This window comes from Streptomyces sp. NPDC050703 (assembly GCF_040654435.1).
GTDB lineage: Bacteria > Actinomycetota > Actinomycetes > Streptomycetales > Streptomycetaceae > Streptomyces.
This window is the reverse complement of sequence record NZ_JBFAHX010000002.1, coordinates 19,065-35,225: the sequence shown is the minus strand read 5'-3', so window position 1 is coordinate 35,225 and position 16,161 is coordinate 19,065. Positions and strand designations below refer to the sequence as shown.

Annotated in this window: 11 protein-coding genes and 1 pseudogene; 4 read left to right on the top strand and 8 right to left on the bottom strand. The window is 73.1% G+C overall.

The genetic code is table 11. The features are described from left to right. Positions 1-58: 58 nt before the first annotated feature. The 6 genes from AB0I16_RS01900 to AB0I16_RS01875 all read right to left on the bottom strand — a co-directional run bounded on the left by AB0I16_RS01900 (position 59) and on the right by AB0I16_RS01875 (position 7,213). Positions 59-2,623: an ABC transporter permease gene (locus AB0I16_RS01900; protein ID WP_363247334.1), complete on the bottom strand. Its 2,565-nt coding sequence runs from the start codon at positions 2,621-2,623 to the stop codon at positions 59-61. Beyond that, on the bottom strand, positions 2,620-3,369 hold the full coding sequence (locus tag AB0I16_RS01895; RefSeq protein ID WP_363247333.1) for a helix-turn-helix domain-containing protein: 750 nt from the start codon (positions 3,367-3,369) through the stop codon (positions 2,620-2,622). Before AB0I16_RS01895 ends, AB0I16_RS01900 begins: the two co-directional genes overlap by 4 nt. A 144-nt stretch (positions 3,370-3,513) precedes the next feature. Next, positions 3,514-4,254 (bottom strand): recombination regulator RecX, encoded by a 741-nt coding sequence (gene recX / locus AB0I16_RS01890; protein WP_363247332.1) that lies wholly within the window; start codon positions 4,252-4,254, stop codon positions 3,514-3,516. A gap of 3 nt (positions 4,255-4,257) precedes the next feature. Continuing rightward, positions 4,258-5,379 carry a recombinase RecA gene (gene recA, locus AB0I16_RS01885; protein ID WP_363247331.1) on the bottom strand — a complete coding sequence of 374 codons (1,122 nt, stop codon included), beginning with the start codon at positions 5,377-5,379 and terminating at the stop codon, positions 4,258-4,260. 263 nt (positions 5,380-5,642) lie between these two features. Continuing rightward, positions 5,643-6,914 (bottom strand): AI-2E family transporter, encoded by a 1,272-nt coding sequence (locus AB0I16_RS01880; protein WP_363247330.1) that lies wholly within the window; start codon positions 6,912-6,914, stop codon positions 5,643-5,645. A gap of 104 nt (positions 6,915-7,018) precedes the next feature. Next, positions 7,019-7,213, bottom strand: a complete 195-nt coding sequence (locus AB0I16_RS01875) for a DUF3046 domain-containing protein (RefSeq protein WP_363247329.1) — start codon at positions 7,211-7,213, stop codon at positions 7,019-7,021. Between the two features lie 78 nt (positions 7,214-7,291). Here AB0I16_RS01875 and AB0I16_RS01870 point away from each other — a divergent pair, with 78 nt between their 5' ends. The 4 genes and pseudogenes from AB0I16_RS01870 to AB0I16_RS01855 all read left to right on the top strand — a co-directional run bounded on the left by AB0I16_RS01870 (position 7,292) and on the right by AB0I16_RS01855 (position 15,090). Next, a complete protein-coding gene (locus tag AB0I16_RS01870; RefSeq protein WP_363247328.1) occupies positions 7,292-8,266 on the top strand; it encodes a hypothetical protein in 975 nt (324 codons plus the stop codon). Between the two features lie 315 nt (positions 8,267-8,581). After that, positions 8,582-13,288 carry an ATP-dependent helicase gene (locus tag AB0I16_RS01865; RefSeq protein ID WP_363247327.1) on the top strand — a complete coding sequence of 1,569 codons (4,707 nt, stop codon included), beginning with the start codon at positions 8,582-8,584 and terminating at the stop codon, positions 13,286-13,288. A 114-nt stretch (positions 13,289-13,402) separates the two neighbouring features. After that, positions 13,403-14,227, top strand: a complete 825-nt coding sequence (locus tag AB0I16_RS01860; protein WP_363247326.1) for a DNA-formamidopyrimidine glycosylase family protein — start codon at positions 13,403-13,405, stop codon at positions 14,225-14,227. A 32-nt stretch (positions 14,228-14,259) separates the two neighbouring features. Beyond that, positions 14,260-15,090 (top strand): annotated as a pseudogene (locus AB0I16_RS01855) (SDR family NAD(P)-dependent oxidoreductase). 56 nt (positions 15,091-15,146) lie between these two features. Here AB0I16_RS01855 and AB0I16_RS01850 read toward each other — a convergent pair. After that, a complete protein-coding gene (locus AB0I16_RS01850) occupies positions 15,147-15,359 on the bottom strand; it encodes a hypothetical protein (protein ID WP_363247553.1) in 213 nt (70 codons plus the stop codon). Between the two features lie 203 nt (positions 15,360-15,562). Next, positions 15,563-16,033 (bottom strand): DNA starvation/stationary phase protection protein, encoded by a 471-nt coding sequence (locus AB0I16_RS01845; protein ID WP_363247325.1) that lies wholly within the window; start codon positions 16,031-16,033, stop codon positions 15,563-15,565. Positions 16,034-16,161: the final 128 nt, after the last annotated feature.

Below are 16,161 nucleotides of genomic sequence, written 5' to 3'. Positions count from 1 at the left end.
AAGGGGCGCCCACCATTGCGTACCGCCCCTTACCTGCGCCCTCCTTACCTGCGCCCTCTTACTCCTTGGCCGTTGCCACGCTGACCGGGAGGGGCCTGAGAGCGGCACGGCCCGGCAGCGCGGTGGCGGTCAGGGAAAGGAGCCCGGCGACGGCGACCACGGAGACGTAGACCAGCGGGGTCATTGTCGGTGCCGCGCTGCCCGTCATGCCCACGCTGAACGCGGTCAGGACGGCGAGCGCCACCCCGCTGCCGAGCGCCGTGCCGATGAACAGGACGGCGAGCGCCTCGGTGCGCAGCATGCGCAGCACCTGCCGCCGCGTGGCGCCCGCGAGCCGCAGCATCGCGAACTCCCTGACGCGCTCGGAGACGGACATCGCGAGGGTGTTGACCACCGCGATCGCGGTGAAGGCGAGCACGAGCCCCCTGGCCAGGTGGTTCACCTCGGCATTGGCCTGCTGACGCTTGGCCTCCAGGCCGTCGAACGCCTCGGGCGCGAGAACCTTCAGTCCCGGTCCCGGGAACTTCCCGGCCACGGCCGCGAGTTGTTCCTGCGTACGGTCGCTCTTGACGAGGACCGTGGCGGCGAGCGGGTTGTCGACGTGGCGGGCGACTCGCCGGTGCGCCATGGTCACATCCCCGAACCCAAGCCCGCGCGCGTACACGGCGCGGACGGTCAGTGCCGCCTTCGTCCCGTCCCCGAGGGTGAGCTTGAGCGTACTGCCCGGCCGCAGTCCGAGCTGGTCGGCGGCGAGTTCGCTGACGGCCACGCTGTCGCCGTCGAAGCCCTTCAGGGATCCGGCGGTGACGTCCGGGTCCCAGGTGCGGGTGAGCCCTGCCGGAGTGACGCCCTGCGCGGGGTATTTGTCGAGCCCGACGCGGACGGTGGTGCGGACCACCTCGGTGACGGCCTCGACGCCCTCGGCCGTACGCAGCCGCCGCGCGGCCTGGGCCGGGACACCGGGCCCCTGCGCGGCGACCACCCAGTCCGCGCGGATGCCCTCGCGGGCCTGGGCCCGGGCAGCCTCGCCGAGAGTGGGCTGGACGAAGAGGACGGTGCAGGTCATGCCGGTGAGGAGGGCGAGAGGAGTGACAGCGGCGGCCATCCGTGCGGCGTTGCCGCGCAGGTTGGCGTGGGCGAGCTTGCCACCGGGACCGGTCAGCCGGAGCGGGCCGCGCAGGAGGGCGGCCGCCGCGCAGACGACGAGCGGGCCGAGGGCGGCGATCGCGCAGGCGAGGACCACGACGGCCAAGAAGGTCACGGGTGTCGACGCGGCTTCGGTGCGCAGCTTGCTCAGCACGGCGGTCAGGACGACGCCGCCGATGAGCAGGAGGAGCCCGGCGACGAGACGGCTCCGGCCGAGCCGGGTGCGCTCGACGCGCGCTTCGGCCAGGGCCTCGGCCGGGCGGATGCGGGCGATCCTGCGCCCGGCGATGTGGGCGGCGGCCAGGGCGCCGAGCAGGGTGACGCCGACGGCGACGAGGGGCGGGAACGCGCTGAGGGCGCGTTCGAGGGTGGCGGGCACCGCACCCGTGTCCACGAACCGTCCGTGCAGCCAGCCGCCGAGCGGCATTCCGGCGAGCGCGCCGATGCCACCCGCCACGGCGCCGATGAGCAGCGCCTCGCGCCCGAGGAGCCTGCGGATCTGCTTCGGTGTCGCGGCGACGGCACGCAGCAGGGCCAGTTCGCGGTGGCGCTGCTGGACGGAGAGCGAGAAGGTGCCGACCACCACGAGGACGGCGACGAGCAAGGACGTGCCTCCCATGGCGCCGCCCATGCTGACGAGCTTCACGCGGGCGCCCGCCGCGTCGAGGAATTCGACCGGCCCGCGGTCATCGCCCGCGCTGACCCGCGCGGTCGTCCCGGCGAGCGCCTCCTCGACGGACCTTTGGAGGTCGGCGACGCTGGTGCCCTCGTCCGGTACGACGCCGAAGGCGGTGACCTTGCCCGGGTGCGCCGCGAGCCGCTCGGCCTCCGCGGAGGAGAAGAAGAGCGAGGTCTGGTGGGCGAGGGCTCCGTGCTCGGGGGCGGCGATACCGGTGATGCGGTAGTCGCTGGGGCTCTGTGTCGACTGGACCGTGAGACGGTCGCCGGGTGTCAGTCCGGCGCGTTCGGCGAGGTGCCGGTCGATGACGAGATCATCGGCATGGCGCGGCTCCCGTCCCTCGACGAGCCGGAACGGCGTGAGCGAGGCGGACCCCCAGGCGTGCCCGTACGAGGGCCGCTCGGTGGCGCTTCCGCCGCCGGAGGTCTCGCGCCGGCTCAAGGGCTGAGCGAGGAAGGTCAGTTCGGGCACCACCGCGCCGACGCCGGGCGCCTCCTTGAGGCGGCTCTCGATGTCGTGTGCCGGCAGCCAGGCACGTTCGGCGATCGGCTTCGCCTTGTGCTTGACCTTGGTCTTGCCCTTCTTGTGCTTGACCGTGGTCTGGTGGACGTTCTGGTCGGCGGAGACGATCACCGGCGCCGCGGCGTAGCGCTCGGTCCTCACGGTGCCGCACAGCCCGGTCTCCAGAAGTGTTCCGCAGGCGGTGATCAGCGCGGCGGCGCACATCAACGCGAGGAAGGCGCCCAGGAAACCGCCCTTCCGGTCCCGGACCGTCCGCAGTGCGTAGCGCAACATCATGGGGTGTCCGTCTCTTCGAGGTCGTCGCGGGGCGCGGGGAAGGCCAGGAAACGCGTGAACACGGTGCGCGCGTCGGCCGGGGTGTCGCGGTCGGGCCGCTTGTAGCGGTTGAGCAGCGCGATGTACTCCTCGAAGAACTCGTGGAGTTCGGTGAGGCTCAGCCGGATGGTGCCCCGCGAGAAGGGGAACGCGTCGGCCCACTCATCGGGATCGGCCGCGCTGTCCCGCCGGGCCTGCTCGAAGAGGTCCAGGTCGGCCGCGTACGACTGGCGGTTGAGTTCATCGATGACGAGCCGCGCCTCAGGGCTCTGCCGGCTGCGCGGCGGAAAGCGCCGGTCGCCGGGGACGGCCCGCCACCAGCGCTCGCGGCCGTGGCCCGGCCCGGGGCTCTTTCGTGCGGGGCCGCCGTCGCGGGTCTCCTCGACGAAGCCGTAGCGGGCGAGTTCACGCAGGTGGTAGCTGGTGGCTCCGGTGTTGAGTCCGAGGGCTCTGGCGAGCGTCGCCGAGGTCGCCGGGCCGTGCACGGTGAGGTGCTGCAACATCTGCTGCCGCCGCGGCTGCGCGAGAGCCCGCAGGACGCGCAGGTCGCTCAGCTCCTCGGGGGCCGCAGCCGGAGAAGCCGGAGGAGGTGTCGGGGCCATGGGCGGGGACTGGGCCGGCGGCGGGGCAGAAGCCGCGTCCGCGGTCCGCTCGACCGCGGCATCGGAGGTCCGCGCCTCCACGGAAGTGCCGGGTTCCTGTGCCATGCGTACACAGTCGCCTGTGCACAGGGCCGTGTGCATTGCGGTGGTCCCGCGTCTCCGCAGGGGGGTTAACCCCACCCCGCGGAGCGCGGGCCGGGATACGTGAGTCGCCGGGCGTGCCGCCCCACCCCCGTCGGGGCGGCACGCTCAGAACGTCTCGTATCCCAGGTCTTCCGTCTCTTCGCCCTCTTCCTCCAGTGCCTGCCGCACCACCCTGAGCGCCATGCCTTCGCCATAGCCCTTGCGGGCCAGCATGCCCGCGAGGCGTCGCAGGCGCTTGTCCCGGTCGAGGCCGCGCGTGGAGCGGAGCTTGCGGGCGACGAGTTCGCGCGCCGTCGCCTCTTCCTGCTCCGAGTCGAGCTGTCCCACCGCTTCGTCGATGAGCGTGGACTCCACACCCTTGGTGCGCAGCTCCCGCGCGAGTGCCCGTCGGGCCAGGCCACGGCCGTGGTGCCGCGACTCCACCCAGGCGTCGGCGAAGGCACTGTCGTTGATCAGGCCGACCTCCTCGAAGCGGGAGAGCACGTCCTCCGCCACCTCCTCGGGGATCTCCCGCTTGCGCAGGGCGTCGGCGAGCTGCTTGCGCGTGCGCGGGGTCCCGGTGAGCAGGCGCAGGCAGATCGCCCTCGCCCGCTCAGCCGGGTCCCCCGCCGGCGGCTCCCCCTTCTCGGCCCTCGACGAGGAAGGGGGGCCGCTGTCCTGGTGCTCGCCGAAGTCGCCGCGCCGCCGCCGGCGCCCGCCGCTGCGCCCGGCGCCCTCCCGGGTGCCGGTCCCGTCGCCGTCCCGGCCGTCGCGCTCCGGCTCCACACCGTCCCCGTGGCCCCGCCCCGGGGCCCCGGGGCGGCTTTCGGGGGCGGTGTGGTCCGCCCAGTCGGTTCGTCGCGTCACGGCCTAGCTCTTGGCCGCCGCGGTCTTGGACTTGGTGGCCTTGGCCGCCGGCGCGGGCACCGTCTTGGCGTCGTCGGCCGGGGTCGCGCCCGCCGCGTCCGCGCTCGGCTCGTCGCCCGGAGCCTCGGGCTTCACACCGACGCCCAGCTTCTCCTTGATCTTCTTCTCGATCTCGTTGGCGAGGTCGGGGTTGTCCTTCAGGAAGTTGCGGGCGTTCTCCTTGCCCTGGCCGAGCTGGTCGCCCTCGTACGTGTACCAGGCGCCCGCCTTGCGGACGAAGCCGTGCTCGACGCCCATGTCGATGAGGCCGCCCTCACGGCTGATGCCCTGGCCGTAGAGGATGTCGAACTCGGCCTGCTTGAAGGGCGGCGCGACCTTGTTCTTGACGACCTTGACGCGCGTGCGGTTGCCCACCGCGTCCGTGCCGTCCTTCAGGGTCTCGATGCGGCGGATGTCCATGCGCACCGAGGCGTAGAACTTCAGCGCCCGGCCACCGGTCGTCGTCTCCGGGGAGCCGAACATGACGCCGATCTTCTCGCGGAGCTGGTTGATGAAGATCGCGGTGGTCTTGGACTGGTTGAGCGCGCTGGTGATCTTCCGGAGCGCCTGGCTCATCAGGCGGGCCTGGAGACCCACGTGCGAGTCACCCATCTCGCCCTCGATCTCCGCGCGCGGCACCAGGGCGGCGACGGAGTCGATGACGATGAGGTCGAGGGCGCCGGAGCGGACGAGCATGTCGACGATCTCTAGAGCCTGCTCGCCGTTGTCCGGCTGGGACAGGATGAGGTTGTCGATGTCGACGCCGAGCTTCTTCGCGTACTCGGGGTCGAGGGCGTGCTCCGCGTCCACGAACGCCACCGAGCCGCCCGCCCGCTGGGCGTTGGCCACGGCGTGCAGCGTCAGGGTCGTCTTGCCGGAGGACTCCGGGCCGTACACCTCCACCACTCGGCCGCGCGGGATGCCGCCGACGCCGAGCGCGACGTCGAGCGCGGTCGACCCGGTGGGGATGACCTCGATGGGCTCGTTCGGCCGCTCGCCCATGCGCATCACTGCGCCCTTGCCGAATTGCCGTTCAATCTGTGCGAGCGCGGCGTCCAGCGCCTTCTCGCGGTCGGTTCCTGCCATGGGTTCCACCCGATTTGCTTGAGTCGATCGCTTCACGTCAAAGACGCTAACGCCTGCCACTGACAATCCGCCCCGACGCCCGTCCAGCCTGTGGATAACTCAAGGCCATCCTTCACCGAAATCCTCCGGAGCCTGCCGGGGTCCCCCCCTGCGCTCCTGCCGAGAACCGCCGTCGGACACCCCATAAGAATGGATGTTCGATTTTAGTGTCAAGCGTGGCACGCCGCCCCTCACGCGAAGGGCGGCCACCCGCACACAGGGTCCTACCGCCGCTCGTCCGGTCCCGGCCGCGTCTCGGCCTCCGCCGCCGCCCCCGGGTGGTTCGGCCCGCGCAGGGCGCGCCGCGCGCGCTCGACGAGGGGCGGCCCGCCCCTGCGCCGGTGCCCGTGCACCCGGGGGTCGTCCGTGACGTCGTACCTCTTCACGTACGCCCCGAGGAAGGCCTGCAAGGTCGCGACGGCCGGGATGGCGACGAGGGCGCCCACCGCGCCGAGGAGCGCCGTCCCCGCGATGACCGAGCCGAAGGCGACCGCAGGATGGATGTCCACGCTCTTGGCGGTGAGCTTGGGCTGCAGCAGGTAGTTCTCGAACTGCTGGTAGACCACGACGAAGATCAGCACCCAGAGCGCGTACCAGGGGTTGACCGTGAAGGCGATCAGCATCGGCAGGGCGCCCGCCAGATACGTGCCGATCGTGGGGATGAACTGGGAGACGAGCCCCACCCACACGGCGAGCACGGGCGCGTAGGGCACATCCAGCGCCTGGAGCAGGATGTAGTGCGCGATCCCGGAGATCAGCGCCATCAGACCACGGGAGTAGAGGTAGCCACCGGTCTTGTCGACCGCGATCTCCCAGGCGCGCAGCACCTCGGCCTGCTTGGCCGGCGGCAGTACCGAGCACAGGGCGCGCCGCAGCCGCGGCCCGTCGGCCGCGAAGTAGAACGAGAACAGCAGGATCGTCAGGAGCTGGAAGAGCCCGCCGAGGACCTGCGCGGAGACGTCGAGGACACCGCTGGCACTGTTCTGGACGTACTTACGCAGCCAGTCGGAGTGGACCAGGCTGTCCTGGACCTCGACGCGGGAGAGGTCCGTGTGGAACGTCTGGTTGATCCAGCTGATGACCTTGTCGAGGTAGTCGGGGAAGTCCTCCACCATGTCCACGATCTGGCTGGCGAGCATGGAACCCATCAAGGTGATGAAGCCCGCGCCCGCGATCACGACGCCCAGGAAGACGAGGAACGTCGCGAACCCCCTGCGCAGTCCGCGGGCCGCCATCCAGCTCACGGCGGGTTCGACCGCGAGCGCCAGGAAGAACGCGATCAGTACGTTGATCAACAGCCCGGTGAGCTGGTGGAACGCCCAGCTGCCCAGCTGGAAGCAGGCGACGAGGGCGAGGGCGAGCACCATGGCACGCGGCAGCCAGCGCGGCATGCGGGCGCCCGGCCCCGCCTCGGCCGCGGGGGGCTGTGCGGGCGGCGTCGTGCCGGGGGAAGCGTTGTCCTTGGTGACCTGCGGGGTCTCGTCTGTGGCTGCCACGGGGTCAGTCTCGCCCACGTCGTGGGCGATCCGACGCCGCCCCCGCGTCTCGGTGCGGGTTCACGCGCGCGTGGCGCCCCTCCACGGCCTGGAACTGTCCGTGATCACCGCTTGTCGGGCGGTACGTCCATGGCCGTGCAGACGGCACGCCAGACGTCCTTCGCGTCCCACCCCGCGTCCAGCGCCTCGTGGACCGTACGGCCGCCGAGCTCCGCCATCACGTGGTCGCGCGCGAAGGAATCGGCGTATCCCGCTCCGAAGTGATCCGCCATCCGCTGCCAGAAGACCGTCAACCGCATGCCTCCAGTATCCCGCTCTGGGAGTGCAGCCCGGCGCAGGGGGCTCACCGAGAACGCTTTCCGCCCTACGGTCGGTCCATGGCTGAAACCGGAGCATCCCCCGACGCAGTGCCACACCCCGACGCGGCGCTCCCGCCGGTCGCCCGAGCCGAGCACTTCGTCTGGCTCACCGCGCGCGTCCTGGAGCAGCGGCGGTTCGCGCACCACTTCTCCGCGGGGGTGTCCGGCGGCGACAGCGGGCGGACCGCGGACGCCGTCGAAGCGGCTCTGACCGCGTACGGCACCGCGGACGGGGGGTACGGCCACGGGCTCGAACCCGATCTGCGCGGGCCCGTCGGCCAGCCGCTGCACGCCGGGCACGCGCTGCGTGTCCTGGACTCGATCCGGCGCTGCGGCGGGCAGCGGGCGGACCGCGTGTGCCGCTACCTCACCTCGGTGTCGACGCCCGAAGGCGCGCTCCCGGCGATCCATCCCAGCCAGCGCGGCTATCCCTCGGCGCCGTTCGCGCCCGTCGTCGACGACCCGCCAGGCGAGCTGCTCGCCACCGGGCCCGTGGTGGGCCTCCTGCACCGCAACGACGTGTGGCACGCCTGGCTCTTCAGGGCCACGGACTTCTGCTGGGCGGCCGTCGAGTCGCTGGAGAAGACCCATCCCTACGAGGTCCAGGCCGCCGTGGCCTTCCTGGACGGCGTACCCGACCGTCCGCGCGCGCGGGCCGCCGCCGACCGCCTCGGCCGGCTCGTACGGGAGCAGCGGCTGGCGGCGCTCGACCCGTCGGACCTGGACGCGTACCCGGTGCCCGCGGGCTACGCGCCGGACGAGCACCACTTCGCGCACGACTTCGCGAGGACACCCGAATCGCTGGCGCGCGAATGGTTCACGGACGCCGAGATGCGGCGCTCGCTGGACTTCCTGGAACAGGAGCAGCAGGCGGACGGCGGCTGGCCCGTCCGGTGGCGCCAGTGGGCGCCGGGCCCGGCTCTGGAGTCCCGCCCGATCGTGACCATCGAGGCCCTGCTGACGCTGCGGGCCTACGGGCGGGACATCGGCTGACGGAGCGCTTCCGCCGCCTGCGGCGGCGCGGACGCGAAGCCCTGCGGCGGTGTGGACGCAGAGCCCTGCGGCGGTGACGGAAGCAGGGCCCCGCAGGGGCGGAAGCAGGGCCCGCGGCTGACGCACCACCCGTCGGCGGCTGCCACCGCTGCCGGGCGCCGTGCCCGCCCCGGCAGCGGCGGCAGGCCCGATGCGCCGCGCCACCCGGGCAAGCCGGGCGCCGCCACGCCGCGCCGCCACGCATCGGCGACCGACGCGGAACACCGATCGCGCTGGTCAGCGCCGTTGTCAGTGGCGGGGTGCACGATGGGGGGCATGGTCAGTTCTGCGTCCGGCGCCGGCGGTGCCCTCGACGGTTTCTCCCCCGCGACCCGCGGTTGGTTCACGGGGGCCTTCTCCGCACCCACCTCCGCCCAGGCCGGCGCGTGGAAGGCCATCGGCGAGGGCTCCGACGTGCTGGTCGTCGCGCCCACGGGCTCCGGCAAGACCCTGGCCGCGTTCCTGGCCGCACTCGACCAGCTCGCCTCCGTCCCGCCTCCCGCGGACCCGAAGAAGCGCTGCCGCGTCCTGTACGTCTCCCCCCTGAAGGCGCTCGCGGTCGACGTCGAGCGCAATCTGCGCAGCCCGCTGACCGGTATCCGCCAGGAGTCCGTGCGCCTCGGCCTGCCCGAGCCCGAGGTGCGGGTGGGCATCCGGTCGGGCGACACCCCGCCCGCCGAGCGCCGGGCCCTGTCGACCCGCCCGCCGGACATCCTGATCACGACGCCCGAGTCGCTCTTCCTGATGCTCACGTCGGCCACGCGGGACGCGCTCACCGGCATCGAGACGATCATCCTCGACGAGGTGCACGCGGTGGCGGGCACCAAGCGCGGCGCCCATCTGGCGCTGTCCCTGGAGCGGCTCGACGAGCTGCTGCCGAAGCCCGCGCGCCGCATCGGTCTGTCGGCGACGGTGCGGCCGGTGGACGAGGTGGCCCGCTATCTCTCCCCCAAGCGCAAGGTGGAGATCGTCCAGCCGCCGTCGGGCAAGGAGTTCGACCTCTCGGTGGTCGTCCCGGTCGAGGACCTGGGCGAGTTGGGCGGCTCCCCGGCCGCCGACGCGGGCGACGGCACGGGAGGGAGCGGACAGGCGGAGCGCCCGTCGATCTGGCCGCACGTCGAGGAGCGCATCACCGACCTCGTCCAGGCACACCGTTCGACGATCGTCTTCGCCAACTCCCGCCGACTGGCCGAGCGCCTGTGCAACCGACTCAACGAGATCGCGTACGAGAGGGCGACCGGCGAGGCCCTCCCCGAGGACCACTCCCCCGCGGAGCTGATGGCCGAGGCGGGCGCGGCCAAGGGGGCCCCGCCCGTGCTCGCCCGCGCGCACCACGGCTCGGTCTCCAAGGAGCAGCGCTCGCAGGTCGAGGAGGACCTGAAGGCGGGCAGGCTGCCAGCCGTGGTCGCCACCTCCAGTCTGGAGCTCGGCATCGACATGGGCGCCGTCGACCTGGTCGTCCAGGTGGAGTCGCCGCCGTCCGTCGCCTCCGGGCTGCAGCGCGTGGGCCGGGCGGGCCACCAGGTGGGCGCGGTCTCCACCGGCGTCGTCTTCCCGAAGTACCGGGGCGACCTGGTGCAGGCCGCCGTCGTCACGGAGCGGATGCGGACCGGCTCCATCGAGTCGCTGCGCGTCCCCGCCAACCCCCTGGACGTCCTCGCGCAGCAGCTGGTGGCGATGGTGGCGCTGGACACCTGGCAGGTGGACGACCTCCTCGCCGTCGTGCGCAGGTCGGCGTCGTTCGCCTCGCTGCCGGAGTCCGCGTTCACGGCCGTCCTGGACATGCTCGCGGGCCGCTATCCCTCCGACGCCTTCGCGGAGCTGCGACCGCGCGTGGTGTGGGACCGCGTCGCGGGCACCGTCACCGGGCGGCCGGGCGCGCAGCGCCTCGCGGTCACCTCCGGAGGCACGATCCCCGACCGCGGCCTCTTCGGCGTCTTCCTCGCCGGCACCGACCCGAAGAAGGGCGGCGGCCGCGTCGGGGAGCTCGACGAGGAGATGGTGTACGAGTCCCGGGTGGGCGACGTCTTCACGCTCGGCACCAGCTCCTGGCGCATCGAGGACATCACCCGGGACCGTGTCCTGGTCTCCCCCGCGCCCGGCGTCCCCGGCCGGCTGCCCTTCTGGAAGGGCGACCAGCTCGGCCGCCCACTGGAGCTGGGGCGCGCACTGGGTGCCTTCCTCAGGGAGGTCGGCGCCCTCTCCAAGGAGGACGCGCGCGTGCGGCTGCTCGCCGCGGGACTGGACGACTGGGCCGCGGACAACGTGTTGACCTACCTCGCCGAGCAGCGCGAGGCCTGCGGGCACGTCCCGGACGACCGCACGATCGTCGTCGAGCGGTTCCGGGACGAGCTGGGCGACTGGCGGGTCGTCGTGCACTCCCCGTTCGGCGCCCAGGTGCACGCCCCGTGGGCCCTCGCCCTGGCCGCCCGCCTCACCGAGCGGTACGGCATGGACGCGCAGGTCATGCACGCCGACGACGGCATCGTGCTGCGGCTGCCCGACGCCGACCTGATGAGCCTCGACCTGCTCGACCAGGACCCCTCCGCGCCCCTCGTCGAGTACGACGCGGAGAAGGCACCGGTCGGCGCGGGCGACGTCGTCTTCGACAAGGGCGAGGTCAACCAGATCGTCACCGACCAGGTCGGCGGCTCCGCCCTGTTCGCCTCGCGCTTCCGTGAGTGCGCCGCCCGCGCGCTGCTGCTGCCGCGCCGCAGCCCGGGCAAGCGCACACCGCTGTGGCAGCAGCGGCAGCGTGCCGCGCAGTTGCTTGAGGTGGCGAGCGAGTTCGGGTCCTTCCCGATCGTCCTCGAAGCGGTCAGGGAATGCCTCCAGGACGTCTTCGACGTACCGGGTCTCACGGAGCTGATGGGCGACATCGAGTCCCGCAGTGTCCGCCTCGTCGAGGTCACCACGCCAGAGCCCTCCCCCTTCGCCCGCTCGCTCCTCTTCGGGTACGTGGCGCAGTTCCTGTACGAGGGCGACTCCCCCCTCGCCGAGCGGCGCGCGGCGGCCCTCTCCCTCGACTCCCACCTCCTGGCCGAGCTCCTCGGCCAGGCGGAGCTGCGCGAGCTCCTCGACGCGGACGTCCTCGCGGAGCTGGAGCAGGAGCTGCAGTGGCGCACGGAGGACCGCCGGATCAAGGACTCCGAGGGCGTGGCCGACCTGCTGCGGCTCCTCGGCCCCCTCACCTCGGCCGAACTGGCGGAGCGCGGCGCCGAGCCGGAGTGGGCGCAGGAGCTGGCCTCCGCCCGCCGGGCCATCCGGGTCCGGATCGCCGGGGCCGACCACTGGGCGGCGATCGAGGACGCGGGCCGGCTGCGTGACGCCCTCGGCACCGCCCTGCCCGTGGGCGTCCCCGAAGCGTTCACCGAGCCGGTCAAGGACCCGCTCGGGGACCTGCTCGCCCGTTTCGCGCGGACGCACGGCCCGTTCACGACCGCGACCGCCGCCGCCCGGTTCGGCCTCGGGGCCGCGGTCACGGAGGGCGCGCTGCAACGCCTCGCGGCGAACGGCCGTGTCGTCCAGGGAGAGTTCCACCCTGCGGGCATCGGCCAGGAGTGGTGCGACGCCACGGTCCTGCGCCGGCTGCGCCGCCGTTCCCTGGCGGCCCTGCGGCACGAGCTGGAGCCGGTGCCGCCTCCCGCGCTCGCCCAGTTCCTGCCCCAGTGGCAGCACCTGGGCGGGCACGGCCTGCGCGGCATCGACGGTCTGGTCCGTGCCATCGAGCAGCTGCAGGGCGCGACCGTGCCCGCGTCAGCGCTCGAGAAGCTGGTGCTGCCGTCGCGCGTCTCGGGGTACCACGCGGCCATGCTCGACGAACTGACCACGGCCGGCGAGGTCGTCTGGGCCGGCGCGGGGTCGCTGCCGGGCAAGGACGGGTGGGTCTCGCTCTACCTCGCCGACGCGGCGCCGCTGCTCCTGCCGCCGCCGCACCCGCTGGAGCTCACCGCCCTGCACCAGTCGGTCCTCGACACCCTCTCCGGGGGGTACGGCCTCTTCTTCCGCCAGATCGCCGACCAGGTCCGCGCCACCACGCATCCGGAGGCATCCGACCCGCACCTGGCCGACGCGATCTGGGAGCTGGCCTGGTCGGGGCGGCTCACGAACGACACGCTCACGCCGATGCGCTCCCTGCTCGGTTCGGGCCGCACCGCGGGCGCCACCGCTCACCGCGCCAAGCGCAGCGTCCCCCGCGGGCGCTACGGCAGCCTCACCGCCGCGGCCCGCTCCGGGGGCGTCGGAGCCACCCGCGCGGTCTCCCGCTCCGGGCCCCCGACCGTGGCGGGCCGCTGGTCGCTGCTGCCCCCGCGCGAACCGGACCCGACGCTGCGCGCGCACGCCCTGGCGCGCACCCTTCTGGACCGGCACGGCGTGGTCACCCGGGGTGCGGTGGCGGCCGAGGGCGTCGAGGGTGGTTTCTCCGCCACGTACCGCGTCCTGTCCGCGTTCGAGGACAGCGGGCAGGCCCGGCGGGGCTATGTGGTGGAGGGACTCGGTGCCGCCCAGTTCGCGATGGACGGCGCGGTCGACCGCCTGCGCGCCACGGCGAACTCCCGGGAGAGCGCGGACGGGACACGCCCCTCCGACGCCCGTTCGGCCGTGGTCCTCGCCGCCGCCGACCCCGCCAACGCGTACGGGGCCGCTCTTCCCTGGCCCGAGCCCCCGACGGGTTCGAGCCACAAGCCCGGCCGCAAGGCGGGGTCCCTCGTGGTCCTGGTCGACGGCGACCTGACCCTGTACATGGAGCGTGGCGGCAAGACCCTGCTGGCCTGGCCCGCCGCCCCCGACGACCCGGTCCCCGAGGACCCCCGCCTGCGGGCCGCCGCGGAGGCTCTGGCATCGGCGGCCCGAGCGGGCGCCCTCGGCACGGTCACGGTGGAGCGGATCAACGCCGAGGCCGCCCTGACGTCCCCCTTCGCCTCCCTCCTGGAAGGAGCCGGTTTCCACGCGACGCCCCGGGGCCTGCGGCTGCGGGCGTAAGGGGGCCCGCCCGGGGGAAGGGGGGCACCGCGCCGTAAGCCCGCCACCCTAGGCGGTGCCCCCGGACGCCCGGCCCCGAAGACTCTCCATCCCCCGTCATGCCACCCTTGGACCATGCCCGAAGGAGATACGGTCCACATGGCGGCCCAGCGGCTGCACGCCGCCCTCGCCGGGCATGTCATCACGCGGTCCGACCTCCGCGTGCCCAAGCTCGCGACCGTCGATCTCACCGGGCGCGCCGTCCTGGACGTGACGCCGCGCGGCAAGCACCTGCTGACCCGTATCGAGGGCGGGCTGACCCTGCACTCCCACCTCCGCATGGACGGCTCCTGGCGGATCTTCGCGGCGGGTGAGCGGTGGAACGGGGGTCCGGCGTACCAGATCCGGGCCATCCTGGGCACCGCCGAGCACACGGCCGTCGGCTACCGCCTGCCCGTACTCGAACTGCTCCGCACCGCCGACGAGGAGAAGGCCGTGGGCCACCTGGGGCCCGACCTCCTCGGCCCCGACTGGGACCCCGACCTGGCGCTGGCCAACCTCCTGGCGGACCCCGGCCGCGCCCTCGGCGAAGCGGTTCTCGACCAGCGCATCCTCGCGGGCGTGGGCAATGTGTTCAAGTGCGAGCTCTGCTTCCTCCTGGGCGTCACCCCGTGGACCACGGTGGGCGAGCTGGCGGAGGAGACCGCGCGGCACGTCCCGGCCCTGTCGAAGAAGCTCCTCGAAGCGAACCGCAACCAGCCGAACCGCACCACCACCGGCCGCGCGCGCCCCGGGCACCGCCTCTACGTCTACGGCCGCGCCCGCCGCCCCTGCCTGCGGTGCGGGACCCCCATCCGCCTGGCCGAGCAGGGCGACGGCTCCCGCAGCCGCCCCACGTACTGGTGCCCCACCTGCCAGCGGGGACCGGCTCCGGGGAGGAGCGCCCGCCCCGGCAGTTGACGCCTCGTCAGATCCGGTCGTACCGTCCCGTCATGCCCGTCAAGGCGTACGACCTCACCGGACGCACCGCATTCGTCACCGGCGCCGCCAGCGGCATCGGCCGGGCCTCGGCCCTGCTCCTCGCGGAGGCGGGCGCCACGGTGCACTGCGCCGATCTCGACCCGCACGGACTCCATGAGACCGCCACGCTCATCAAGGCCGCGGGCGGCTCCGCCCCCACCCACCAGCTCGACGTCTCCGACAAGGCCCAGGTCGACCGGGCCGTCGGAAGCGCCGCGGCGGCCTCACCCCACGGCGGGCTCGACGTCATGGCGGCCATCGCCGGCGTCATGCACAGCAGCCCGGTCCTGGAGACCCGCGTCGAGGATCTCGACCGGGTGCTCGACATCAACTTCAAGGGCGCCCTGTACGCCTGCCAGGCAGCGGCCCGCACCATGCTCGAAGCCGCCGCCCCCGAGGGCCGCGCCCCCGTCGGCCGCAGCATCATCACCATGGCCTCGGGCGCCGTCGACACCGGCGCCCCCGGCCTGCTCTGCTAGGGGGCGGCCAAGGCCGCGGTGGTCCAGCTGACCCGGACCCTGGCCACGGAAGTCGGCCCGTACGGCATCCGCGTCAACGCCGTGGCTCCGGGCTGGGTCCGCACCCCCATGACCATCCACCACGGCAGCGAGGGCGTCGCCAAGAGCCCGGGCGCCGCGAAGAGCGCGAGTACCGAAGAGATCATGAAACGCAGGGCTCCGCTGGGCCGTGTGGGGGAACCCGAGGACATCGCGCACGCGGTCCTGTACCTGGCGTCCGACGCCTCATCCTTCACGACCGGCCAGATCCTCCGCCCCAACGGCGGCGTCGCCATGCCGTGGTGATCAATGCCGTGGTGATTCCAGCCCCCCGCGCCTCCCGCTCACGTCCGCGCCCCCGCTCACGTCCGTACCCCGCCCACGTCCGTACCCCGGTCACGCCGTCGCCAGGCCCGCGCCCCCACGGCCCGGTCCTCCGGCACACAGTGGACCGGCAGTATGCTCAACCCCCATCCCCCTGCGGCGACCACTCCCTCAAGGGCGCCCGCGTCGGGCGCGAAGGCCAGGCGCAGCACGCCCCACCACCACAGCGCACCGAGGCCCAGGGCGGGCACCCAACGTATCGCCCGCCGCGTGACGGTCCCGCTCACGGATATCACGGCTGCCACCTCCCGCTCGGCGCGGAACCGACGCTAGCCCCCGGGGACACCCCTCGCGAGGGCGCGCCGCCGGGTCCGTGTTCACGACGGCGCACCACCGGCGTCACAGGCCCGGGGGTGCCGCCCCGTACCGGCGGCGGCACCCCCGCACACGGGCCTCAGCTGTTCTCGGCCTGGAACATCCAGTGGTGCTTCTCCAGGTCGGCCGTGATGGCGATGAAGATGTCCTGCGTGACCGGGTCGGGCTTGTCCGTGGTCTCGACCCGCTCGCGGAAGCGGGTGATCACCGCGCCGAGGGCGTCCACGAGCACCCCGATGGCGTCCGAGTCCTTGACCCAGCCCTCGGGGACCTTGCCGATACCGCTGCTCTGCGCGACCGTCGCGGCCCGCCCGTCGGGCGAGATGCCGAGGGTCGAGGCGCGCTCCGCCACGGTGTCGGAGTGCTGCCGGGCGGTGTCCACGACCTCGTCGAGCTGCAGATGCACCGAGCGGAAGCGGGGGCCGACCACGTTCCAGTGGACCTGCTTGGCCACCAGGGACAGGTCGACCAGGTCCACCAGCGCGCCCTGCAGGGCCTCCGCGACCGTCTTCTGATCGGCGTCGGACAGCGGGCTCTTGGCGACGTACATCTGTCTCCTCCAACTCATCAGCGATCGAGAGCGTCAACGATCGAGAGAAACCGTCACAACCATGGCACAAGTACGCCAATTCGGCTGATCGAGGTATCTCCTATCCGCTCAGAAGAAATCCACACAGG

Bases quoted from the DNA above. Each gene is read 5' to 3' on its own strand.
- AB0I16_RS01900 (WP_363247334.1), bottom strand. From the start codon at position 2,623: ATGATGTTGCGCTACGCACTGCGGACGGTCCGGGACCGGAAGGGCGGT.
- AB0I16_RS01895 (WP_363247333.1), bottom strand. From the start codon at position 3,369: ATGGCACAGGAACCCGGCACTTCCGTGGAGGCGCGGACCTCCGATGCC.
- recA (WP_363247331.1), bottom strand. From the start codon at position 5,379: ATGGCAGGAACCGACCGCGAGAAGGCGCTGGACGCCGCGCTCGCACAG.
- AB0I16_RS01875 (WP_363247329.1), bottom strand. From the start codon at position 7,213: ATGCGGTTGACGGTCTTCTGGCAGCGGATGGCGGATCACTTCGGAGCG.
- AB0I16_RS01870 (WP_363247328.1), top strand. From the start codon at position 7,292: ATGGCTGAAACCGGAGCATCCCCCGACGCAGTGCCACACCCCGACGCG.
- AB0I16_RS01865 (WP_363247327.1), top strand. From the start codon at position 8,582: ATGGTCAGTTCTGCGTCCGGCGCCGGCGGTGCCCTCGACGGTTTCTCC.
- AB0I16_RS01860 (WP_363247326.1), top strand. From the start codon at position 13,403: ATGCCCGAAGGAGATACGGTCCACATGGCGGCCCAGCGGCTGCACGCC.
- AB0I16_RS01845 (WP_363247325.1), bottom strand. From the start codon at position 16,033: ATGTACGTCGCCAAGAGCCCGCTGTCCGACGCCGATCAGAAGACGGTC.